This is a genomic window from Vibrio sp. KUL78, assembly GCF_059725505.1.
Genome location: NZ_AP045837.1, coordinates 2,928,814 through 2,950,834, shown reverse-complemented (window position 1 = coordinate 2,950,834; position 22,021 = coordinate 2,928,814). Strand labels below are relative to the sequence as shown.

At 41.0% G+C, this 22,021-nt stretch carries 18 protein-coding genes and 3 pseudogenes; 16 read left to right on the top strand and 5 right to left on the bottom strand.

What is annotated here, in order from left to right:
* Positions 1-35 precede the first annotated feature (35 nt).
* Positions 36-341 carry a DUF6482 family protein gene (locus tag AC6I8Y_RS13755; protein WP_128648275.1) on the top strand — a complete coding sequence of 102 codons (306 nt, stop codon included), beginning with the start codon at positions 36-38 and terminating at the stop codon, positions 339-341.
* Between the two features lie 15 nt (positions 342-356).
* Here the strand turns inward: AC6I8Y_RS13755 and mutH are convergent.
* Positions 357-1,021: pseudogene (gene mutH, locus AC6I8Y_RS13750) on the bottom strand (DNA mismatch repair endonuclease MutH).
* A 622-nt stretch (positions 1,022-1,643) separates the two neighbouring features.
* Between mutH and rppH the strand changes: the two are divergent.
* The 9 genes and pseudogenes from rppH (at position 1,644) to AC6I8Y_RS13705 (ending at position 13,165) form a co-directional block, all read left to right on the top strand.
* Complete coding sequence (gene rppH, locus AC6I8Y_RS13745; protein WP_042473544.1) at positions 1,644-2,162, top strand: RNA pyrophosphohydrolase; 519 nt, start codon at positions 1,644-1,646, stop codon at positions 2,160-2,162.
* A gap of 2 nt (positions 2,163-2,164) precedes the next feature.
* Positions 2,165-4,414, top strand: coding sequence for a phosphoenolpyruvate--protein phosphotransferase (gene ptsP, locus AC6I8Y_RS13740; RefSeq protein WP_498020363.1), 2,250 nt, complete (start codon positions 2,165-2,167; stop codon positions 4,412-4,414).
* 21 nt (positions 4,415-4,435) lie between these two features.
* On the top strand, positions 4,436-5,227 hold the full coding sequence (locus AC6I8Y_RS13735; protein ID WP_394150810.1) for a sulfite exporter TauE/SafE family protein: 792 nt from the start codon (positions 4,436-4,438) through the stop codon (positions 5,225-5,227).
* Positions 5,228-5,262: 35 nt separating this feature from the next.
* On the top strand, positions 5,263-6,078 hold the full coding sequence (gene lgt, locus AC6I8Y_RS13730) for a prolipoprotein diacylglyceryl transferase (RefSeq protein WP_446567793.1): 816 nt from the start codon (positions 5,263-5,265) through the stop codon (positions 6,076-6,078).
* Positions 6,079-6,089: 11 nt separating this feature from the next.
* A pseudogene (locus tag AC6I8Y_RS13725) lies at positions 6,090-6,647 on the top strand (thymidylate synthase); the annotation flags it as partial.
* Between the two features lie 152 nt (positions 6,648-6,799).
* Positions 6,800-8,053 (top strand): tyrosine-type recombinase/integrase, encoded by a 1,254-nt coding sequence (locus AC6I8Y_RS13720; RefSeq protein WP_498020362.1) that lies wholly within the window; start codon positions 6,800-6,802, stop codon positions 8,051-8,053.
* A complete protein-coding gene (locus AC6I8Y_RS13715) occupies positions 8,050-10,620 on the top strand; it encodes a tyrosine-type recombinase/integrase (RefSeq protein WP_498020361.1) in 2,571 nt (856 codons plus the stop codon). Before AC6I8Y_RS13720 ends, AC6I8Y_RS13715 begins: the two co-directional genes overlap by 4 nt.
* Before the next feature lie 2 nt (positions 10,621-10,622).
* A complete protein-coding gene (locus tag AC6I8Y_RS13710) occupies positions 10,623-12,677 on the top strand; it encodes a hypothetical protein (RefSeq protein WP_498020360.1) in 2,055 nt (684 codons plus the stop codon).
* Positions 12,677-13,165, top strand: a complete 489-nt coding sequence (locus AC6I8Y_RS13705; protein WP_498020359.1) for a hypothetical protein — start codon at positions 12,677-12,679, stop codon at positions 13,163-13,165. The genes AC6I8Y_RS13710 and AC6I8Y_RS13705 overlap by 1 nt, the downstream gene beginning before the upstream one ends.
* A gap of 18 nt (positions 13,166-13,183) precedes the next feature.
* On the opposite strand, the gene AC6I8Y_RS13700 is transcribed toward AC6I8Y_RS13705, so the two are convergent.
* Together AC6I8Y_RS13700 and AC6I8Y_RS13695 are read right to left on the bottom strand one after the other, a co-directional pair.
* Positions 13,184-14,044: a thymidylate synthase gene (locus AC6I8Y_RS13700; RefSeq protein ID WP_498020358.1), complete on the bottom strand. Its 861-nt coding sequence runs from the start codon at positions 14,042-14,044 to the stop codon at positions 13,184-13,186.
* Between the two features lie 492 nt (positions 14,045-14,536).
* Positions 14,537-15,775: a ParB N-terminal domain-containing protein gene (locus tag AC6I8Y_RS13695; protein WP_498020357.1), complete on the bottom strand. Its 1,239-nt coding sequence runs from the start codon at positions 15,773-15,775 to the stop codon at positions 14,537-14,539.
* Between the two features lie 228 nt (positions 15,776-16,003).
* Here AC6I8Y_RS13695 and AC6I8Y_RS13690 point away from each other — a divergent pair, with 228 nt between their 5' ends.
* Positions 16,004-17,122: a hypothetical protein gene (locus AC6I8Y_RS13690; RefSeq protein ID WP_498021517.1), complete on the top strand. Its 1,119-nt coding sequence runs from the start codon at positions 16,004-16,006 to the stop codon at positions 17,120-17,122.
* 1 nt (position 17,123) lies between these two features.
* Here the strand turns inward: AC6I8Y_RS13690 and AC6I8Y_RS13685 are convergent, their stop codons facing one another.
* The gene (locus AC6I8Y_RS13685) at positions 17,124-17,873 is read right to left on the bottom strand and encodes a metallophosphoesterase (RefSeq protein WP_498020356.1); all 750 of its coding nucleotides are present in this window, start codon (positions 17,871-17,873) and stop codon (positions 17,124-17,126) included.
* Between the two features lie 199 nt (positions 17,874-18,072).
* On the opposite strand from AC6I8Y_RS13685, the gene AC6I8Y_RS13680 reads away from it, so the two are divergent.
* A complete protein-coding gene (locus tag AC6I8Y_RS13680; protein WP_498020355.1) occupies positions 18,073-18,399 on the top strand; it encodes an MbcA/ParS/Xre antitoxin family protein in 327 nt (108 codons plus the stop codon).
* Positions 18,400-18,418: 19 nt separating this feature from the next.
* Positions 18,419-18,922: a hypothetical protein gene (locus AC6I8Y_RS13675; protein ID WP_498020354.1), complete on the top strand. Its 504-nt coding sequence runs from the start codon at positions 18,419-18,421 to the stop codon at positions 18,920-18,922.
* On the opposite strand, the gene AC6I8Y_RS13670 is transcribed toward AC6I8Y_RS13675, so the two are convergent.
* Positions 18,906-19,025 carry a hypothetical protein gene (locus AC6I8Y_RS13670; RefSeq protein WP_498021516.1) on the bottom strand — a complete coding sequence of 40 codons (120 nt, stop codon included), beginning with the start codon at positions 19,023-19,025 and terminating at the stop codon, positions 18,906-18,908. The genes AC6I8Y_RS13675 and AC6I8Y_RS13670 overlap by 17 nt on opposite strands.
* A 9-nt stretch (positions 19,026-19,034) precedes the next feature.
* On the opposite strand from AC6I8Y_RS13670, the pseudogene AC6I8Y_RS13665 reads away from it, so the two are divergent.
* From AC6I8Y_RS13665 to AC6I8Y_RS13655, 3 genes and pseudogenes are all read left to right on the top strand, one after another.
* Positions 19,035-19,139, top strand: a pseudogene (locus tag AC6I8Y_RS13665) (IS200/IS605 family transposase); the annotation flags it as partial.
* A gap of 109 nt (positions 19,140-19,248) precedes the next feature.
* Positions 19,249-20,826 (top strand): type I restriction-modification system subunit M, encoded by a 1,578-nt coding sequence (locus tag AC6I8Y_RS13660; RefSeq protein ID WP_498020353.1) that lies wholly within the window; start codon positions 19,249-19,251, stop codon positions 20,824-20,826.
* The gene (locus tag AC6I8Y_RS13655) at positions 20,810-22,021 is read left to right on the top strand and encodes a restriction endonuclease subunit S domain-containing protein (RefSeq protein ID WP_498020352.1); all 1,212 of its coding nucleotides are present in this window, start codon (positions 20,810-20,812) and stop codon (positions 22,019-22,021) included. Before AC6I8Y_RS13660 ends, AC6I8Y_RS13655 begins: the two co-directional genes overlap by 17 nt.

Sequence of the window (22,021 nt, the reverse complement as noted above, 5' to 3'; positions counted from 1 at the left end):
TAAAGCATTATCCACAAAAGAGAAGGAGGTGGACTATGCAAAAGCATCAGCTCGATCGATGGTTACATGGACACCACAAAGATTCTTATAAACCGCCTAGAGTGTTCGTAATTGGTTGTGCTGATATTTCACACTATCTACTTGCAGTGGAATACAAGCACAAACTTGAACCGATCAAAGAAGACGATGAGCCGATCCATTACGAGTCTTTAGACTCGGTAAAAGAAGCTCTGACCCGTCTAGGCGTTGAGAAGGCATATTTGCGACTTCATAATGCCTATGATGAGTGCGGAAGCGCTGAGATGAACCGGTATTGCGACATTGAACTGAATCTGCATTGAAAACCAGGGCAGATGTTAGGCAAAATAAGTATCTAGTATGTAGCTAGTAAACTTTGCCCTGAGGTAAAAGCCTCGAGGTAGGGTTTTGATTGGCTGTCCGCTCGCACCATAAGCTTCGGTTTTAGCGCGGCTGTTGGCGGCTTTCGGACGTATTTGTAATACCTCGCCGCTTCTGGCTGTTATTTGGTTGACCCCGCCAAGCGCGATAAGATCCATCAACTCTTCCCAGTCATTGCGCAGCAGCGTCTCTTCTTCTTCTGACGGACTCCAGATAAGTGGAGAACCCACTCGTCTCTCTGCGACCGGAATTTCACGTTCACCTTCAACCGGCAGCCATAGCACGCGAGATAGTTTGTTTCTGATGTGACTCGTTTCCCAAGTCAAACCTGTGATGCCAGTCAAGGGCGCAACACACACAAAAGTTGATTCTAGAGGTTTACCGTTGTAGCCGACAGGAATGCTCTTGAGCTCGACACCGATTTCTGGAAAGTCTTGAACCGGCTTACTACCAGCCGTGAGCCAAGATGCCATTCGAGAAGTTGTCCCACCCAGCCTTTATCTCGTTTGAGATTTTCAGGCACTTTCATATTTGCTTGCTCGGCAAGTTCGCCAAATGACACACCTGCGATGCTGCGAGCACGTTCGAGCAGTTCTGATTCTGTAGCTGGAGTCGTTTTCATGTTTGCTAGTACAGTTGGCTGGATAAACGAGATTGAGTTTACCACGTTAGCGTATTTGTGCTCTGTACAAAAAGAGATCACTCTGGTGGAAAGTTGATCTATTAATAACTTATCCACAGGTGGGATGGTAAATACCGGTGATTTATCGACTTATGTATAAATAATCAGTGGTACTATGCCTATAAAACGCTTGATATATCAGGGTTTGTATGAATCTTATCAAATTTGATGTGGATAATTTAGCTTGTGGTTGATCTTTAACCGATCTGATCTTTTCGTTAATTTTTAAATAGCTAGTTCAAAAACAAATGATTGATACTTCTTTAAGTTACTGAATTTATGCTAATAAAATTTAATTGGTACATTGTTGGCTTTTATAGGGCTTTTATACTAAGTTGAGTTTTTCCTAGAGATCAAAGATTCTGCACACAGTTATTCACAGAAAAGGTGAATAAATGTGGTCTAGGTCTCATTGCTGTGTTGATAACTAGCGTTTTGTTCGAATCTTATCCAATGGCTTTCAAAGAACTGGGAATTGTTCAAATTTACACATCCTTAAGTTTGCTCAAGTTGGGGATATGTGGAAAAATCAAGGTAATGAAAATTTAATTGAGGTTGGCCAGTGATAGATGGCGATGGTTACCGACTGAATGTTGGTATTGTAATCTGTAACAACCATGGTCAGGTCTTCTGGGCTAAACGATACGGACAACACTCATGGCAGTTCCCTCAGGGCGGTATTGACGAAGGTGAATCCCCTGAAGAGGCCATGTATCGAGAACTGTATGAAGAGGTGGGGCTCACTAAGAACGACGTCAAGGTCGTTGCGGTCAGTCGCCATTGGCTAAGATATAAGTTACCCAAGCGCTTGGTTCGCTGGGATTCGAAACCTGTCTGTATTGGGCAAAAACAGAAATGGTTTTTACTGCGTCTGGATTGTGATGAATCCAAGATCAACATGCAGCGCGGTAATACCCCTGAGTTTGATGGTTGGCGTTGGGTGAGCTATTGGTACCCAGTAAGACAAGTCGTTTCTTTTAAGCGTGATGTCTATCGTCGAGCGATGAAAGAATTTGCATCCTTGGCAATGCCGTTTAAGGAACGAAAATTTAAAGGCAAAAGAAAGCATCGAAGAGGGTAAGTATGCTATCGCAACTAAGGGATATAGTTGAGCACGTTTCAAAAGTTGAAGACGTGCATGCGGCCCTCGAGATGTTAGTACAACAAACATGTGCAGCCATGAACACCGAGTGCTGCACTATTTACCTTGCTAACAAAGATAAGCAGCGCTTGGAGTTGATGGCCACGCAAGGCCTCACCTTTGAGGGCGACACGATCCAAATTGGTTTTGATGAAGGCTTAGTGGGGTTGGTGAAGCGCACAGCAGAGCCTATCAACTTAGCCGAAGCTGCTAAACACCCTGCTTTCAAGTTTTTCCCAGAACTTGGTGAGGATGTCTACCACTCCTTCTTAGGCACACCAATTATTCATCGCAAGCAAGTACTTGGCGTATTGGTCGTGCAACAAAAAACATCCCGTCAGTTTAGTGAAATGGAAGAGTCTTTCCTTGTCACGCTGGCTGCGCAGGTTGCGGTTTTGATAGCCCACGCCATCGCTCAAGGACATGGATTCTTTGACGATAACGCAGTCCCTGTGATTAAAGGTATTGGTGCGTCATCCGGTGTGGCCATAGGCCCGATTTGGTGGGACAACACTCAGCCTGATCTTAGTGATGTTTTTCCCGCCTCCACCTTGGATGTTGCTAGAGAGCAAGAGCTTCTTTCTGTGGCGATTGAGAATGCGCTGGCCGATTTTAAGCGTATGCGTAAAAAGCTCGATCTCGAGCTGAACAAAGACGCGTTAGCCATATTCGATCTCTTTACCCACTTGCTCAACGATCCAATGTTGAGAAATGATCTCAAGGCGCAGATTCAAAAAGGCGATAAGGCCGATTGGGCCTTAAGACAGGTGGTTGAAAGCTATGCCAATCGCTTTGCAAAAATGTCTGATGTCTATCTACGTGAACGTGCACAGGATGTGAAAGAGCTTGGACAGCGCCTGCTGTTTTTCTTACATGATACTGAATACCCGATTCATGAATTTAGTGAGCCGGTGATATTTGTCGTTCGAGAACTCACCGCCTCGATTCTCGCTTCTATCCCAAAAGAACAACTGCTCGCAGTCGTCTCTCTTGAGGGGGCTGCCAACTCGCACGCAGCGATTTTGTCGCGTGCAATGGGCATTCCTGCTGTAATGGGCGTAAACACCAACCCTGCACTGCTTAGTGGCAAGCTCGGTATCGTTGATGGGTACAGCGGTGAAATATTCCCTGACCCGAGCCATGAATTGCTCTCTGAATATCGTGAGTTGGTAACGGAAGAATCTGAGTTGTCTCAGATGGTGGAGTCAACCGCGGGGCTAGAAGCTGCTACCAAAGATGGTCAGCGTATCCAAGTGATGCTCAACGCAGGTTTGAGTGCCGATACCAGTATTTCTATTAATAAGAACGTAGACGGTGTTGGATTATATCGAACCGAGATCTCGTTCTTGCTTCAGCAGCAGTTTCCATCTGAGGAAGAGCAGCTACATCAGTATCGTTCTGTCCTGAGCGCTTATCCAAGCAAGCGAGTTGTGATGCGAACACTGGATATTGGTGGAGATAAAGCGCTGCCGTATCTGCCAATTGATGAAGACAACCCATTTTTGGGCTGGCGGGGTATCCGCTTCACACTGGATCACCCTGATATCTTCCTTATTCAGATAAGGGCAATGCTGCGCGCCAGTGTCGGCATTGATAATTTGAGTATCCTCTTGCCCATGGTGTCGTCGGTGCAAGAGTTTGATGATGCCGCGACATTGATTGAACAAGCTTATCAAGAGGTTCTCGTTGAGCACCCTGAGGTGAAGAAGCCGGAAATTGGTGTGATGATCGAAGTGCCCTCTATGCTCTACATCTTGCCGTTTATGGCAGAGCGGGTCGACTTTGTCTCGGTGGGAACCAATGATTTAACCCAGTATCTGCTGGCGGTTGATCGAAATAATGCTCAGGTTGCCGACATCTACGAAACCTTGCATCCATCCGTATTGGCAGCGATGAAACATATATTTGAAACCTGTCAATCTTATCATCTACCTGTTTGTATTTGTGGTGAGCTTGCGGGCGATCCAATTGGTGCACTACTGCTTGTTGGTTTGGGGTATGACACGTTAAGTATGAACACCTCAAACGTTGCTAAGGTAAAGTATTTGCTTCAACAAAGTTCGCTTGATGAGCTTAAGCAACTTGCTGACAAAGCGCTGATGCAACCTTATGGTAAAACCATCTACAATCAGATGCGCGATTATTTCGAGAATAAAGGGCTCGCGGGCTTTATTCGTGCAGGCAAATTTTAACTTTACTATTTTGGTCGTTTTGTGAATTACGAATTAATACTGCTTTTGTTGCTGCTTGGCGCTGTAGTAGGGACCATGTCTGGTCTTTTAGGGATTGGCGGTGGACTTATTGTGGTGCCCGCACTGGCGTTTTTGCTGCCGAAGTTTCACATTTCCAGTGATGTGGTGATGCACATTGCGTTGGCTACTTCGCTCGCCTCCATCATTATTACCTCTGGCTCTTCTGCGCTCAATCACCTCAAATTGGGTAACGTAGATCTTTTTGTTATTAAGTGGTTGATGCCTGGTGTCGTCATCGGTGGTTTTGCTGGATCTTATGTTGCTGAGTGGATTCCCTCTCACTATCTGCCGAAAGTGTTTGCGTTTATTGTGCTTATACTCGCCATTCAGATGTTTTTATCGATCAAGTCTCAATCCTTGCGTTCGCTGCCTTCACCTGCGGTGACGACATGTTGCGGTGCGGGTATTGGCATGATTTCCAGTCTAGCCGGGATTGGCGGTGGCTCAATGTCGGTGCCATTTTTGAGCAAACACGGTGTCGAAATGCGTAAAGCTGTCGGGTCATCCTCAGTGTGTGGTTGTGTGATTGCGATTGCCGGTATGATAGGGTTCGTGATCCATGGTGCGAAAGTGGACGGTTTACCAGAGTACAGCGTCGGCTACGTCTATTTGCCTGCGTTATTTGCGATTGCCGCGACGTCGATGATTACGACTCGTTTTGGTGCCAAGTTGGCTACGACCATGCCAACACCGAAACTAAAGAAGATTTTTGCGGTCTTTCTATTGTTCGTTGCATTCTCTATGATGTTCTAGCCCCAATTAATCAATAATTTTTAAGTGAGCGTTTTATGTCTCAGGGATATATCCAATTTCCTAATATTGACCCTGTTCTGTTTGAGTTAGGTCCTTTGTCGGTTCGCTGGTACGGTTTGATGTACCTGATTGGCTTTGCTTTTGCGCTGTGGTTGGCAAATCGCCGCGCCGACAAGGCAGGCTCTGGTTGGACCCGTGAACAGGTTTCAGATCTGCTGTTTGCTGGCTTCCTTGGGGTAGTTATTGGCGGTCGCGTCGGTTACGTGCTGTTTTATGGCTTCGAAGAGTTAATGCAAGACCCGCTTTACCTGTTTAAGGTATGGACCGGTGGTATGTCATTCCACGGTGGGTTGTTAGGTGTCATCAGTGCGATGTTCTGGTACGCACGAAAAAATGGTCGCACGTTCTTTAATGTTGCTGATTTTATTGCGCCGCTCGTGCCATTTGGTTTAGGTATGGGGCGTTTAGGTAACTTCATGAACAGTGAACTTTGGGGACGTGTCACCGATGTGCCGTGGGCGATCATCTTTCCTAACGGTGGACCGTTGCCGCGTCACCCATCACAACTCTATGAATTTGCCCTAGAAGGTGTGGTTCTGTTCTTCATCCTGAACTGGTTTATTCGCAAACCGCGTCCTGAAGGCTCTGTCTCAGGTTTGTTCTTGCTCGGTTATGGTACGTTTAGATTTATGGTAGAGTACGTCCGCGAGCCGGATGCGCATCTTGGCTTGTTCGGTGGATTTATCTCAATGGGACAAATCTTATCCCTACCAATGGTTATCATTGGTGCCTTGATGGTTGCGTGGGCTTACAAAGTGAATGGCGCAACCACCTCAAAAGTTTCAAAGTAATAGGAATTGTCGTGAAGCAGTATTTAGACTTATGTCAGCGTATCGTTGACGAGGGCGTATGGGTAGAGAATGAGCGAACAGGTAAACGTTGTTTGACTGTTATTAATGCGGATCTTACCTACGATGTTGCCGGCAATGCCTTCCCGTTGGTCACAACACGTAAGAGCTTTTGGAAAGCGGCGGTCGCAGAGCTACTGGGTTACATTCGCGGTTATGATAATGCGGAAGATTTTCGCAAGCTTGGCACTAAGACATGGGATGCCAATGCAAACCTAAATGACGCGTGGCTAAACAATCCTTACCGTAAAGGTGAAGATGATATGGGCCGCGTCTACGGTGTTCAGGGCCGAGCTTGGGCAAAGCCGGATGGTGGTCATATTGATCAACTGCGTAAGATTGTCGATGATCTGACTAATGGGGTTGATGATCGCGGAGAAATCCTTAATTTCTATAACCCTGGTGAGTTCCATATGGGTTGTCTGCGCCCTTGTATGTATAGCCACCATTTCTCATTATTGGGCGACACTCTATACCTAAATAGCACGCAGCGTTCATGTGATGTACCGCTTTTATAACCCCCAAGATCAAATGCACAACTAGCTCGTAATTACTACGAGCTTTTTTTTGGCTCATGTACTACCTTTATTGTGATGTAACTTTATTGCACAGTTCGTATGTTTAGCGTATCTGGATTTAGATTAGTGCACACTGCGGGGTGGTTATGGAAAAGTCTGTTGTAATATCATCTGGAGGAAAGCTTGAAACTTCGCAGTCTCTAGTTTGTGAAGACTGTAACGGATACCCTAGCGTACTGTTACTGGCTGAGGGCGTGGCTGTGTTTAATGAGCAAATGGAGCTATTGCCTCTTGTTTCCGATTTTCTTACGGACTATAGAAAAAATCATAGTGATCAATCAGTAAAAACTTATGCGAGCAATTTACTTTATTTAGTCAATTACCTTGTTACGCATGATGATAATCATATTGGATCTAGCCGTGATAGTTGTTTGTTAAATGTCCATGCAACAGAAATTCAGAAGTATTTTAACCATTGCAGAAATGATAAGCGCAAGAATGGTACAGAGAAACAGCCAATAAAAGGTACAACATTATCAAATAGAGATGCGACTTACCGTAGATTCTTCTCTGAGTTCTTATGTAACCCTCCTTCTGGCTACAAACGGATGAGAGAAGAAAACCCTTATGAGAACGGGAGCTTAGTGGTTGGAGGTAAAGAATCGTTAATTAAGCCTGCCCTTTTTCTAGATGTTGAAGCTTTGATTCTTGTTGCTAATCATGAACGAGAAAAATGTTTGGTTCAGTTTATGTTCGATTCAGGCATTCGTAGAGGGGAGGTTAAAGATGTTCTTCAAGAAAGCATTTTAAAGATATCAAGAGAGTCAAGAAAGAGTGTAATTTTGGACGACGAAACTTTTCAAGTTTCGAGTAATTATGTGGCATTTGAGATCAAAGGGAATAAAGGGCGAGCTAGAGATGCGAAATATAGAACCACCGTTATTTCTAAAGAAACGATTGATCGAGTTCAAAAATATAACTCAAGTATTGAGTATAAAAAGCTAAAACGTAAATGGCAGGGAGATTCAGCACCTGCTTTTTTAAATCAAGCTGGAAACCCTTATTCTTCTAAAGCTGTTAGTAAGCTAATAAATAAATTATCTAAGAGAGCATTAAAGTTCGGGGTGATTAAAAAAAATATATCACCTCATAAAATACGGCATGGTTTTGGCGCTATGATTCTAAACTCTGAAGACTTAGGTAAGACAGAGTTAGATCGGCTTTTGCTACTGCAACACTGCCTAGGGCATGATTCGTTAGACACAACACAAAAATACACAAAAATACCAATTGGGGTATGGGAAAAATTTGTTGATAGAAACGGTAATGAGCTAAAGAGGCATCAGTTGATGAAAAAGCTAAAAGACCGGACTAGAGTCAAGAATGGAACCCAGAAATGAGTACTAGTGAATGTAGAGAGCATTTGATTCGTTGGTGGGAAGGGTTAACTGATGATCAGAAAAAAAAAGTACCAATTAGTCGTAATAAAATCAATTTGCGTGACTTTTTCATTGACTCAGAAGTAAGCTATTTCAAATTACGCCAGTATTTAAAAGAAGACATAAGTAAGATCGAGAATGAGCTTAAGCAGTTAGGTGTTCTATTCAATGATGACGACAGAGTTATTGAAGCATTAATGCGTAGCTTTATCTCTGCTTGTGAAGCTAACCATGAACTGTTATGGAATGTCGAACTGTCGATGCTTTCTGGTCGAAAGTACTCTAAATCTGGTGAACAGGAAGTAGCCCATTTTTTTGAAAACTTTGGCTTAGTTTCAACAAAGTATTTAGCGAGTAAATTGTCATGTAAATTGAAGAGTCTTGAAACTCCAACAATGCTTGAGTTGAGAAGACAGCTCAACCAATTGTTATTAAAACACAAAGTTACGCTACCATTTAATAAAATTAAAGGTAGCAGTCACTCTGTTGGTTATGATCTCAATAATCGTAGAATTTTCCTGCAATGGAAAAACAACTTAACAGAAAGCCAAAAGTTAGAAATACCATTGTTTGGAAATCAAATTGATCAAAAAGTATTTAGTCATTTGATCCCCCCCAAACGTTCAGCAACACACCTCCCACTTTTAAAAGCCGAGTATCAAAGCTTTTCAAGAGAGATCGTTCTACTAAAAGGTATTGAGTACAAAACCGTAAAAGAACGTGAAACAACTCGTAAAATGGCAGCCTTAGATCGTGATGATGGTAAGCTACAGAGCTTTCTCCTGCAGCGTGACAAAAAGTTAGCATCTATTGATGATTTCTGCTCTGAGAAGGGACATTACGAAGATGTAAAACATGCTTTTGCTGTAGGCTCTTTGAAAGCACCATCTAAATCAGGTATTTCTAATTACTACATTGGTTATAAGCATTATTGTGAATTCTTGGAAAGTAAAGCTGTGCCTCAAGATAGTAGCTTTGAAGACTGCTTTGACTCATGGTCATTAAGAGATTTTAAAGAGTATTTAGGTGAGAAAGTTAATGAAGGTATATTAACAACAGCATCTGCATCTACGATGCTATCAGCATTGAGAATGACCCTTACTAGATTGAAAACAGTTCGAAATTTTGATTTTAATTTTCTCCCTGCTGATGGATTTGAAGTTATTAGCGAGTCTTTGGTATATAAATCATATTCACCCAAAGAACGGTTGCAGATACAAGAAATGCTAGATCGAGAAATGGACTTAGTAAAACTTAAATTAAATCCATATGAAAAGCTAGATAGATCTAATGTGAATCTCGATGACCCAAAGATCCAAGCTAGAATTATCTTTGAAGATGATTGCAATTGTATCCCTACTTATATGGGGGAATGGGCTGCTAAGGAACGTACTAAAGGACAAAACAAATTAGTTTCATTCGTTCGTACAAGGAGAATTTCTTTGCCCGATCTATATGATGAATGGAGAGTGTTAACTCGAAAGGTAACTTCTCGTGACGTTGGCGTCTATGTTTTAAAAATAGCTCAGGTTTTAGGCTTGAATCTAACCCCCATTCTAGAACTCGATACTGATGACTACCAACCGTATCATCCACTCACTAATAAGCCTTGTTTAACTTACTGGAAGGAGCGTTCGACTGGCGAGAAAATGCTCCATCTCGACTTATTCCATGCTGACCTGCAATGGTTAACAGTGAGCCAAAAGAACTTTGTTAAATCGGTATTTGATGACATTATTCAGTTAACAGCAGAAGCGAGAAAGTTTGTCCCATCAAATATATCTAAAAAACTATTTATTACTTTCGTTACTACACCGAAAGTAATAAAAGCCTCCGCAATGAACAAGCTGTATTCTGAGTTGGTGGAAGAGTATCAACTTAAGAGCGATAGCGGTGAACCATTGGTACTCACTACAACTCGTTTTAGACCTACTTTAGTTAGTGAGTTAATTGAGGCTAATGTTTCAATTCGAGAAATTCAATATTTACTCGGTCATTCAACAATCTACACTACAATCAAGTATATTGAACAGTTAGACCTTGACCGTATCATAAGAGACAAAGCAAGGAAAGCAATTGAAGACATTTATAAGAATACTATACAAGTAAGTAAAAAAAACTCTTCTCATACAAGGCAGCGTAAATATGATGATAGTCTGATCATAATGAAGACTCCACTTGGTGGGTGTAAAAACATATTTAATCCACCTGATTTTATCAAAAAATCATCACTGTATGTTAAAGGAATACCTTGTTCTCAATATAATAAATGTTTGTCTTGCGATAATGTAATGTTGACAGAAAAACATCTTCCAGAGTTATTTGCTATGAAAAGAGATTACTTATCGTCAATAGAAAATAATGTAGTGACTAATACACCCTATCAGATAGTGGTTCTAGAGAATCTCTCATTGCTTGATGATATTTTAAACCCAGAAACTTCAGAGTTTACAGAAGATATATTGACTCAAGCAAAAGAGGATTCGGTGTTCCTTGAAACTACAATATTAGATACTTGGGGGGCGTAAACATGAAACAAGAAAATTTAGAGCACTTAACGAGAGTTAAGTTGAACTGGGATGATATTTTGCGAAACTTGTTTTTTTTGAATGAAGTAGGACACCAGCAAGAGCTTGTTGATATTAGTCCATTCATTTCCCAACTTGCTTTATTGCCTGTTTCAAGAAATAGTGTGTTTAGTGATATGTTGTGGGATTACGATTCAGAGACTTCAAATCGAGCAGCTTCCGTAAGTTTACCTAAGGTTCAGATTAATTTTAAGGCTTACTCTCATATTCCTCTAGGGGCTATAACGGAAATAAAGTGTTTGTTTCTGTTTGTATATGCATCACCTAAAGAATTTGGTAATAAGAAAAATGAAATAAAACCAAACACTTTGATTGCCGCATTTAAAAGTGGATTGAACTTCTTGGACTTTACTTTTTCCGAAATAGAAAAGCGCTTAGGCAAAGAGTATGTTCAAGAGAAGTGTGGTCAAATATCTTCAATCAAATTACTGGATTTTGAAGAGGCGGCAAAAACAACTACGTTGAAGCTTCGTCATGAAAGAGGAAGCTCTCCCTACAAAGTGTTTTTTGACTATTTAAATGCGCATAAAGCAAAAGAATATATTGGCATCCACTGTAATGTAGATTTTAATACAATTGAAAGATCCTATGAAGAAGCATTAGAAATTAGGGAGGATACAAAAGCAGGTAAATTAGATTATTTAGAAACCAAAAATTTTGATATGGCTCTAAAAAAGGCTTCGTTTAATGTGGTCAGTTTCTTAAAATCTTTGGGAGAGACAGTGCAAGACAGTATTATGAATAAGCACTATGATATGTTGGCCACAAAATTTGAAGGGTTCCCTTATTCTAGAGAAGATTTTGATGACTATGGAGCCTATCGATTGAGTGGAAAAGGATATTCTTGTTCTTATATCAATGCTACATTTCCTGATAATCAAGTAGCAAAGAATCACCACAATATACATTCTTCCAATTCGTCGATAGTGACCAACTTCCGTAAAAGGTTTAGCTCTAGTGAGTCATTACGATTAGCAATTAATGAAGTGTACTATTCAGCACTTTGGGTCGTTGGTACGCTCATGGCGGCAAGACCTAATGTTTATTCAGACTTGAAGATCAATAGCTGTTTAGATTTGACAGACAATATGATTGTTTCCGAGGAGCACAAGGGACGAGATAATCGATGGAACTTGTTCAATGACCGCTGGATTGCCATACCTATTATGATTGACGCTATAAAAGTAATTGAATTAATCGGTAGTAAAGTTTTCCAAAATACATATGTGTTTTCAAATGTTGATACTTTAAAGCCAGATGAGATTAATCGACCAATGGCTAGCCTCACTCATATCGTTAAAAAGAGTTTTATGGTATTAACTGGGTTAGATCCAAACAAGATTAAAAGTAAGCTCAATGGTTATGTATTCAGACATAGCCTGTCACATCAGATGTTTAGAGCTGACGTAGGCTTGCCAGTTATTTCTTATCAACTTAAACACATGGTCACAGCGGCAGAAGCTCTTGCTCGCAAAGGTAAAGTTAGTCAAACAACCTTAGGTTATGGTGGTATAGCTAATGAATTAACAAAAGGAGCTAACAAGCCGATAACGCTCAGGCACACTGCTGAATTAGAAGCAGTTAGGGCTAATTTTGATCCCAATGGAAAGTATATGGGTGGAAAAGCTGAGGAGCATCTTTCTAAGGTTAAAAAGTTCTTCAATGGTTGTATAGAAGCTGGTTACACAGAAGAAGAAATATATGAAGCGATGGTGGAGCAAGGTTTAGCCATCATTAATGTAGGTAGCGGTTATTGCTTTGGAGGAGTAGAGGATTTTGATGAAACTTTACCATGTATTGGTGCTTTAAGATGTAACCCTGTCCGCTGTCATAATGCTATTGTAACTAAAGCTAACGCACCTAAGTGGCGAAATATATACCTCGACAATATAAAATTGCTTGGTGCCGATGGGTATGAAGACAGGCAGGAGCAGTTGGTTGAAGCAATAGAAGAATCAAAAAGAGTCTTAGAGTATCTGGGCGAGGCATTAATCTGATGGCTGAATATGATAAAAGAAACAAAGAACAATATGATGTAAATACTAAGAAAATTGAGGATGCTTTACTCGCCATACGTAACGATAGACGATTGAAGGCGACTAAGAAGCAATTAGTTGAGTTGACTGGCCTTCATCGTAATACTTTTGATTCAAAAGGTACTAGGTCTTGGGTTGGTCAAGAACTTGAGATACTTAAAAAAGATAAGAAAGAATACTCAAATCGTAATAAGGTTACCGAAAAGAAAAAAGAAGATAACTTACAGAAGTTACTAGAACAATCAAAGCTTGAAATATTACATTGGTTTACTAAGTATTCTGAATCAGAAAGAGAGTTAGATAAACTTAGACAGCGATTAAAACGTGATAACGATAGTCTTGAATGGTATAGAGCAGAGCTTGTTAAAGGGCGAAAGTCTCAAGTAGCGCTAGAGGAGCGGGTTGAACGATTAGAAAGCTTACTTAGCTTGAAAAACAATGGGGCTTAGTTTAGTGCCCCATTATAACTAAACTGCAAATGGATATTTGATTGGATCGTGATGCTGGTAGTCAATGACGTCAAAGTCATCAACAGTCACCCAAGTTTCCAAGTCTGTTAGGGACTTAATATTCGGGTTTATAACTAGCTTAGGTGCTGCATACGGCTTCCTTGTAATTTGCTCTTTCATCAATTCCAATTGATCTTCATAGATATGTGCGTTGACAATCTTATGAAACGCTTTGCCTGCCTTTAACCCTGTAATCTGAGCTGTGATTTGGAGGAGCCAAGCTACTTGAACTTGATTGAAGACCAGCCCTAATGGAACGTCGCAGCTACGTTGAGTGCTATTTAAATAGAGGGTGTCACCAAGCAGTGAGAAGTGGTGGCTATACATACATGGACGTAAACAGCCCATATGGAATTCACCAACGTTGTAAAAAGATAGAATCTCCCCACGGTCGTCGATGCCTTTGCTAAGGTTGTCGATTATTTTTTTATACTGATCTACATGGCCACCATCAGGCTTTGCCCATGCTCGGCCTTGGACGCCATAAACTCTACCCATATCGTCTTCACCTTTACGATGGGGGTTATTGAGCCATGCTTTATTCAGGTTGGCATTAGCATCCCAAGTCTTAGTACCAACCTTTCGGAAATCAGCAGCATTATCATAGCCACGTAAGTAGCAAAGCATTTCTGCTATAGCACTTTTCCAGAAAGCTTTCCGTGTTGTAACTAATGGGAATTCGTTTGCGGAAACGTCATATTCTAAATCTGCATTGATAATGGTTAAGCATCGCTTACCCGTTCGCTCATTCTTGATCCAAACGCCTTCATTTATGATACGTTCGCATAAGGTTTCATATTGGCTGTAACTTTGTTTCATTTTACTTACCTAATTCTTTTGCTCTCACTATACTCTATTTCAGCAAATTTCTTTAGTACCTTCTTGTTACCCAACAGCTCCTATGAAGTACTTAAGTAACCTCGTTTTAAGCAATCGAGTTGAGGTGTCTGCATCTTCCAGCGATTCCGGACACCTGTTACCCCCTTTCTGAGCACAGGTGTCGCTTATTTAACTTATTTAAAGGAACAACATGGCAAGGGTAATGAGTGTACCGTCTATGTCTTAATATGCATTTTTGGTGCATTTGTGTGCGTTCGGGTAAGGCCAAACTTCTGCTTCGCTAATCTAACGCTCGTTAGCCTAACGTTCATTAGCTTAGCAGTTTCATTGAAATTAATGATTTCTTCGTGATGACTAAAACACGGGAAGGTTGACCAAACAATCTAGTCGTCACTTACAAGCGGATGTATAGACTCGGGTGTGCGCTACTACAACCCGATATCAAGCTAGAGTTTTGGGATAGCTCCGCTCTTACTTCCTAATTTCCTTGCCTATTATCTGCACATTCGCTTGTTTCAAAATTCTCTTTGGTGTTGAGCCTTTGATCATGCAAGGGATAGTGAAAGCTTCGTTAATGTTTCCTGCGGATTGCATTGGAATTCTATTGCCTTCTTCATCTTTACGATAACGAGCGACTCGACGAACACTCACTTTATTACCTATCACGGGAATACCTAAATACATGTTCCAGCCTTTGAATATCGCCGATAACTTGCAGAGCAATGAATACGAAGTTGACTCATGAACTAGTGCCTGTAGATAGTTGCGTACTTGATACTCTATATCGTCCTCTGATTCCAACCCTAATGAGGAAATGATTCGGGTGAGATAAGTTTCAGGTGACAAAGGCAGTTCTGAGCCGGGTGGATTTTCTTTGAGTTGTCGTTTAATCAATGAATGTGCAAAAGCATAGATTGCTTCAGATACTTGGCTTTCAAGCTTGTGACGTTTCACAATTTTTGCAACGAAGTCGACCGATAAGGCAAGCTCCTCATTTTCTTCAACATAAGACAAAATTTCAGCTGGTTGAAACGAGGTTCCCTGAGTACCTCGAAATGCATAAGGATTTGGCGTTGTATCAAATGCTTTCGACAACATTGCTACACGAGAAAGTACAGAAGCACTCACTTTCACTCCTGCCATTTCTAGTACTTGAGATCTGGTTCGTGTGTTACCAACATCAATATGTGCAAAAGATAGGACATCGGTAACACCGTAGGTTACCGGAGCAATGAATCTAGAATTGGACTCTAATGCTGCTTGTAGTCGATGGTGCCCATTTAGTATTTCCCCGTCAGCAGAGATAATTATCGGCTCTCCAGTTAAGCACCATTGGCTCTTACTCATGGCTTCTGCATACTTTTTAACCTTTGCACGACTGAGTTTTCGGTTCTTATTATTTGAATTTATGGCGCCTCGCCTAGAAAATTCCAACATATCCCTTGCCAGTTGCGGCGTCACAAGAAGCACTGTGTGTTTCAAAGTGGTCGTTACTGTTTTTACACCTGAGTAATATTGAGCTTGAGACTTAAAAATATCCAAAACTTCATGTGGAGAACTGCTAGAAGCTGTTTCCATCAGTTTCTTAGAACTTGCGAGGTAGGTATTATTTTCTTGCTCTTCGTATCGCTTGACCAAGTGTTCAACAATTGAGCTTTCTAGTGCTTCATCTGCGATTTCATTTAGGTTCTGTGATTTTGTGTCTGTCATGACCCAGCTCTCTATAATCTTATCTGTGGCAATATAATGACTTGAATCTAAGTTCGTGCTTTGTAGCTGATAGTATTGATCCGACATCTATGTCGGATCAATAGGTGAATTTAAATTAGACTCCAGTTAATTGCTAAACGGATGAAAAAATTGACACTTTCTCATAGAAAAATTGATGGGTTTTTGGTCTCGTCAAGTTTAAGAACATACAAAACACTTATCACAACAATGCCTATGGTTGAGATAGCATCCTACTTCTCAACAGAAAATTGGTTGCCAGAGTTAAAGTGGGCGGCAGAAGCCGCTGTTAACTCGAAAAATGCTGATAGAGTGCAATCTATTCAAGAAGAGTTAGCAAGAGGAGTCCAAGAAGGCGTAGTCACAGCACCGTTAACGCTCACTTTTGCTGTTCTTGGTAAGCCTGACCTCAGCAATACATCCAATCAACTAGCTAGTTTAGTTTTTGAAAGTTCTAAAGCGTATATCGTGGGTAACGTTTTGGGCTTGGTTGCCGTGTGCAAGCTTCTTGGGTTAAAGACGTTTTTGTTCAGCTCAAGGTTGAGCGTTAAAGAAGCCAATAGGAAAAGTGAACTTCGACAGCGTTTAGCAATGGAGGACGTCGAGATTAGAGTTGTATTTGATGATGAGATAGGCTTAGCCAGCCCCGACATCATCGAGCTATTCAAAAAAAGCAGTACCTTTGATGCCACTTTGAGTCTTCCTCACCTGAGTGATGGGAAGCAGTTGTTGTTAGACCAACAGATTCCATTGAAACCCTATATCGATCAATTAATTGAAGATACTAATATTGAAAGTTTTGGAGGGGTCAGTTTTGATTCCAAACATGTAAAAGTATCAGGGCGCTTCATCACCACACAGTACATTTTATTTAAGCTTATAGTCGGTGCTGTAGCAGGTATAGGGACTCAAGAATACAGTAAAATGACCAAAGACGTTACGCTGGCTGATGGCTCCAAGATTTCGTCAACACTATCTGGTAGCTATTTAAGTAAAATATCGGCCTTTTTGAAGGCGTGGCTTGAACCGCTGAAAGTTCAGTTTGCCAACAATCGTTCGGGCTACCATTTATCGCCACAAGTGTGGCAAGCATTAGGTCTAACCATCCACCAACTGCTAAACGACGGAGCGTCTATCACTAAATTGAAGAGCGCAGGTAAAACCGTAGGTGAGCTTGATTATAGGAAGTCTGCTTCACACTGGGGGCGCTGCGATGTGATGGAACTAGATTCAAAAGGACGAACTTATAAAAATGCTAGCAGCTCAACACGTCAGTTCCGAAGCGGGCTTTCAACTTACTTTCTTCAACTTATTGACGAAGAATCATAGTTCATGAGAGATCTATAATCTTGTGCGAAGAGAAGTTGGTGACTTTCTCATAACCATGATAACCACGTTGATTTGAAACGAAATCTATCCCACCAATTTCAAATTGTTGACAGCTATGGTTATGACCAAAAATCCACGTTGAAATATTTAAGTGAAAGAGCTGAGAGCAATCTGATGCAAAAGCTGGGTTTAGTTCACTATGCTCAAATCGTTTTTGAATGGCTTTTGGTGTAGGGAGGTGGTGAGTTATGACAACATTATTCCGAGAGCGAGAAGACACAATCGCACTCTCAAGCCACTGAATTGACTGTTTATGTAGTGCCGCTGCCAATTCTGGCGTAAACACTTGTGCTCTATTGAAGTTAATCACTCGATAATCAGAAATAGCCTTTCTAGCATAGTAAAAAGCTAACTCTGGATTACCATATAGCTCGTAGTCAGTCCATAACGTGCACCCATGAAAAGCGATACCGTCAATTATCATTGAGTCATTGTCTAGGACATGAACATTCTCGTACTTCATCGAGTAATCTCTCAGCTTTTCGGGCAGTTCAACGACACTATCTCCAGAATAGAACTCGTGATTTCCAAGCACGTAAATAACATTTTGGGGAAAGCGGGAAGCCCAATCTATAGCCTTCTTACCATCACTATGAATGTCCCCAGCTAGAACAACAACATCAGCATCCGTTATCGGCACATCCATCGGGGCTATCTCAAGGTGAAGATCAGATAAGTATTGGAGCTTCATTGTTTGCAGCCTTTTTATAACTCATTTCCTAAAATTAGTATCTACACTATTGCAATGTCAAATGTGTTTTTTGTGGTAATATAATGATTTTAAAGGGTATTTTGACAAAATTCTGATGTAGGCATATGATCAAATAAAGAGTTCGCTTAGGGTTAATACGTTGTCAAATCTAGTCTCAGAAACATCCTTAAAAGGGTTAATGACTTCTCTAGAAATACTGAAAAGATGGGGTGCCAACGACTCTCAAGCAGTTTCAATCTTAAACATTTCAAGTGCTGAACTAGCTAAATTATCTTCATGTAAAGTTTTGTCAGAACAATTAGTTAGAATAAGCTATATCCTTAATATCCATGCAGCGCTTCGGACCTTGTTCAACAATCAAAGTAATGTGTGTGGATTTATGACTATGAAGAACCACAGCTCGTTTTTTGAAGGTAAAACTCCATTGGCATTCATTGCATCTGGGGAATTAGCTGCCCTAGAACAAGTGGCTGAGCATCTTACTGCCTTAAGCATTGGCAATTAGTTTAGTAGGATTAAACAGTATGAAAATGGTTTTAGAAATGCGCTACCGTAGAGAAGGTAAATTCTTCTACAGCAAAGAAGAGATTTGTGCCCTTTACCAATCAGACAATCTAGACAGTATCTTACTAAGAAGCCCTTACCTAACAAACATAGATAATGAATTGTTCATCTATGGTCATATCAAATCATCTATTGAATTCGAGCATTTGATACTGGCTTTAAGGGCCTCATACGATTGCTATATTTCGTTCGAAGATGCCCTATCTAGATGGGGTGTTATATCGCAGGTTCCAATGATGATGATCCTTGCAACAACTGGAGCCTCTGGCTGGTACTCTACTCCGTTTGGCAGATTTGAATTTGTGCATGTTGAACACTCCTCTCGACAAATTGAGGAACAGACCATTGATACTGGCCGCCCAATATCCATCGCTAAGAAAGAATGGGCATACAAAGACCTGAAAGAAGCAAAGCGTAATATACATTTGATTGATTATGTTGCGCTGTTTACTGATGATCGTTAGTCAAGATAAAGCTCTCTAAACTGATGAGTTCACCTCTAAAGTCTTTGTGGAAACTCTTAGTAAGGCTTAACGGTACTACTAACCTCACATTCGAGTCTGTCATTTCTAGGCCGTTGATACGGTAGGTGTAAACGAAGATATAATTCGGCGTTACGTTAGGCATCAAGACAACAAAGAACAAGAGTATGAAGCTCAGTTGGAGTTGAAAATGAACTGACAATGCCTACTTTGGCTCTCTTTGGTCTCTTCGTGCACTAACCACAGGTATTTGTTGACAAATATGTGGTATAACATGCTACATAAGTAAGTTAACAGATGCATACATAATGGCTAAGAAACCAGCAGCAAAAAAGAAAGAAAAATCATTCGAAGAAACACTCTGGGATGCGGCAAATAAGCTGCGTGGCAGTGTTGAATCGTCAGAATACAAACACATTGTATTGAGCCTGATTTTCCTCAAGTTCATCAGTGATACATTTGAAAAACAGCGACAAAAGCTAATTGATTCAGGGCTGGAAAAGCACGTTGATATGGTTCCAGCCTACACCAAAGACAATGTGTTTTATCTACCAGAAAACAGTCGTTGGAGCTTTGTTCAGCAAAACGCTAAACAAGAAGATATTGCTCTAAAGATCGATACTGCTTTAAGCACTATCGAGAAAACTAACAAAGCACTACAAGGTGCATTGCCTGATAACTATTTCTCTCGTCTTGGTTTGGATGTCAGCAAGCTATCTGCACTAATCGATGTGATTAACAACATCGACACCTTAGCGAATCCGCACGAAGATGTGGTGGGTCGTGTCTACGAGTATTTCTTGTCTAAATTTGCGATTGCAGAGGGTAAGGGTAAAGGCGAGTTCTATACACCAAAAAGCATCGTTAACCTAATCGCAGAACTTATTGAGCCATACAAAGGTAAAATCTATGACCCTTGTTGTGGTTCGGGCGGTATGTTTGTTCAGTCAATGAAGTTCATTGAGAACCATAAAGGCAACAAGAAAGACATTTCTGTATACGGTCAAGAGTATACAGGCGCAACCTACAAACTAGCGAAAATGAACCTCGCTATTCGTGGTATCTCTGCCAACCTTGGCGCAGCGGCAAAAGATACCTTTGCTAATGATCAGCACGAAACACTTAAAGCTGATTTTATTATGGCAAACCCACCATTTAACCAAAAAGATTGGCGAGCTTCCGATGAGCTGGTTGATGATCATCGCTGGGATGGCTACGAAACACCACCAAGCAGCAATGCTAACTATGGTTGGATTCTACATATGGTTTCCAAGCTGTCTGAAAACGGTGTGGCTGGATTTATTCTAGCTAACGGTGCGTTATCTGGTGATGGTACAGAAAAGGCTATTCGTCAGAAACTTGTCGAGAATGGCTTAGTTGAAGCGATCATCATTCTGCCGATGAAGATGTTCTATACCACCGATATCAGTGTGACACTTTGGGTTATTAATAAGAACAAGAAAGAGCGAACTGTTCCACACGAAGATCTGACTCGTCATTACCGTAACCGTGAAGACAAAGTTCTGTTTATGGATTTACGTAAACACGGTGAACCATTCGAGAAAAAATACGTTCAATTCTCTCCAGAGAAAATCTCTGAAATTGCTGAAACGCTTCACACTTGGCAAGAAGTACGTGCCGAGACGGAATACAAAGACATTGCTGAGTATTGTTACTCTGCGACTAAAGAAGAGATCGCAGCAAAAGACTACTCATTAGTGCCAAGTAAATACATCGAGTTTAAGAATCACGATGAAGATGTCGATTTTGACCAGAAAATGAGTCAAATGCGAGATGACTTTACAGTACTATTGAAGCAAGAAGAAAAGTCGAAATCGGAACTTTTATCTGTATTTGAAGAGTTGGGCTATGAGATCACACTATAAGCGTATTGGTGATCACGTCACCCAAATCAAACTAAAAAATACGGATGATTCTATCTCTTCGCTGAAAGGGATAAATATCAATAAATACTTTATGCCTTCGGTTGCGAACATCAATGGTACAGATCTCAGCAAGTACCGAGTTGTTAAGAAAAATCAATTTGCATTTAACCCAATGCACGTTGGTCGAGATGAAGTGTTACCCATTTCGATGCTTGAAGATGATGAACCAATCATTGTATCACCAGCATATGTAGTTTTTGAGGTAAAGGACGAAGAAGAGCTTTTACCTGCATATCTGATGATGTGGTGCAGACGTTCGGAGTTCGATCGAAACGCTTGGTTTATGACTGACAATAGTGTCCGTGGTGGTTTTAGTTGGGCTGATTTCTGCGATTTGGAACTACCAGTCCCATCTATCGAGAAGCAGCGTGAAATCGTGCGTGAATACAATGCGGTGAATGACCGTATTTCACTTAACGAGCAACTTACTCAAAAGCTAGAAGATACCGCTAAAGCTGTTTATAAAGAATGGTTTGTCGATTTTTCTATACCTGACGAATCAATCGTCTTAGCAGAAACAAGACGCCTAGACTTTCCCAAAACACCAGAAGGTTGGGAGGTCAAGCGTATTGATGAGTTGGCATCCAAAATAGGTAGCGGTTCAACACCAAGAGGTGGTAAAGGTGCATACAAATCCCAAGGTATTTCTCTAATTCGTAGTATGAATGTACACGATTATCAGTTTGTGTACGAAGATCTTGCATTCATTGATGATGTTCAAGCTAAAAAGCTGGCGAATGTAGAAATTGAACCTAGAGATGTACTTATCAATATTACGGGGGTTTCTGTTGCTCGCTGTTGCGTTGTGCCAAATTCGGTTTTACCCGCCAGAGTAAACCAACACGTGATGATAATTCGACCAAACCTAGAGATGTCCTATTACTTGCAGTGTGCCTTAGCTAGTTCGAGCTATAAGTCTAGATTGTTAGGAACCAGTGAAGGTGCTTCTACTCGACAAGCTCTAACAAAGGCAGATATTGAAGAGTTTTTGGTTTTAGTTCCATCTGAAGGTGTGCTTGCCAAGTTTGAGGGTATCGCTGAAGTAATCTTTTCAAAGATTGAAGCCCTAGCCCAAACTTCGCAAAAACTGAAAGAGCTAAGATCAATTATTTTAAGTAAATTAGCAACGAGTTGA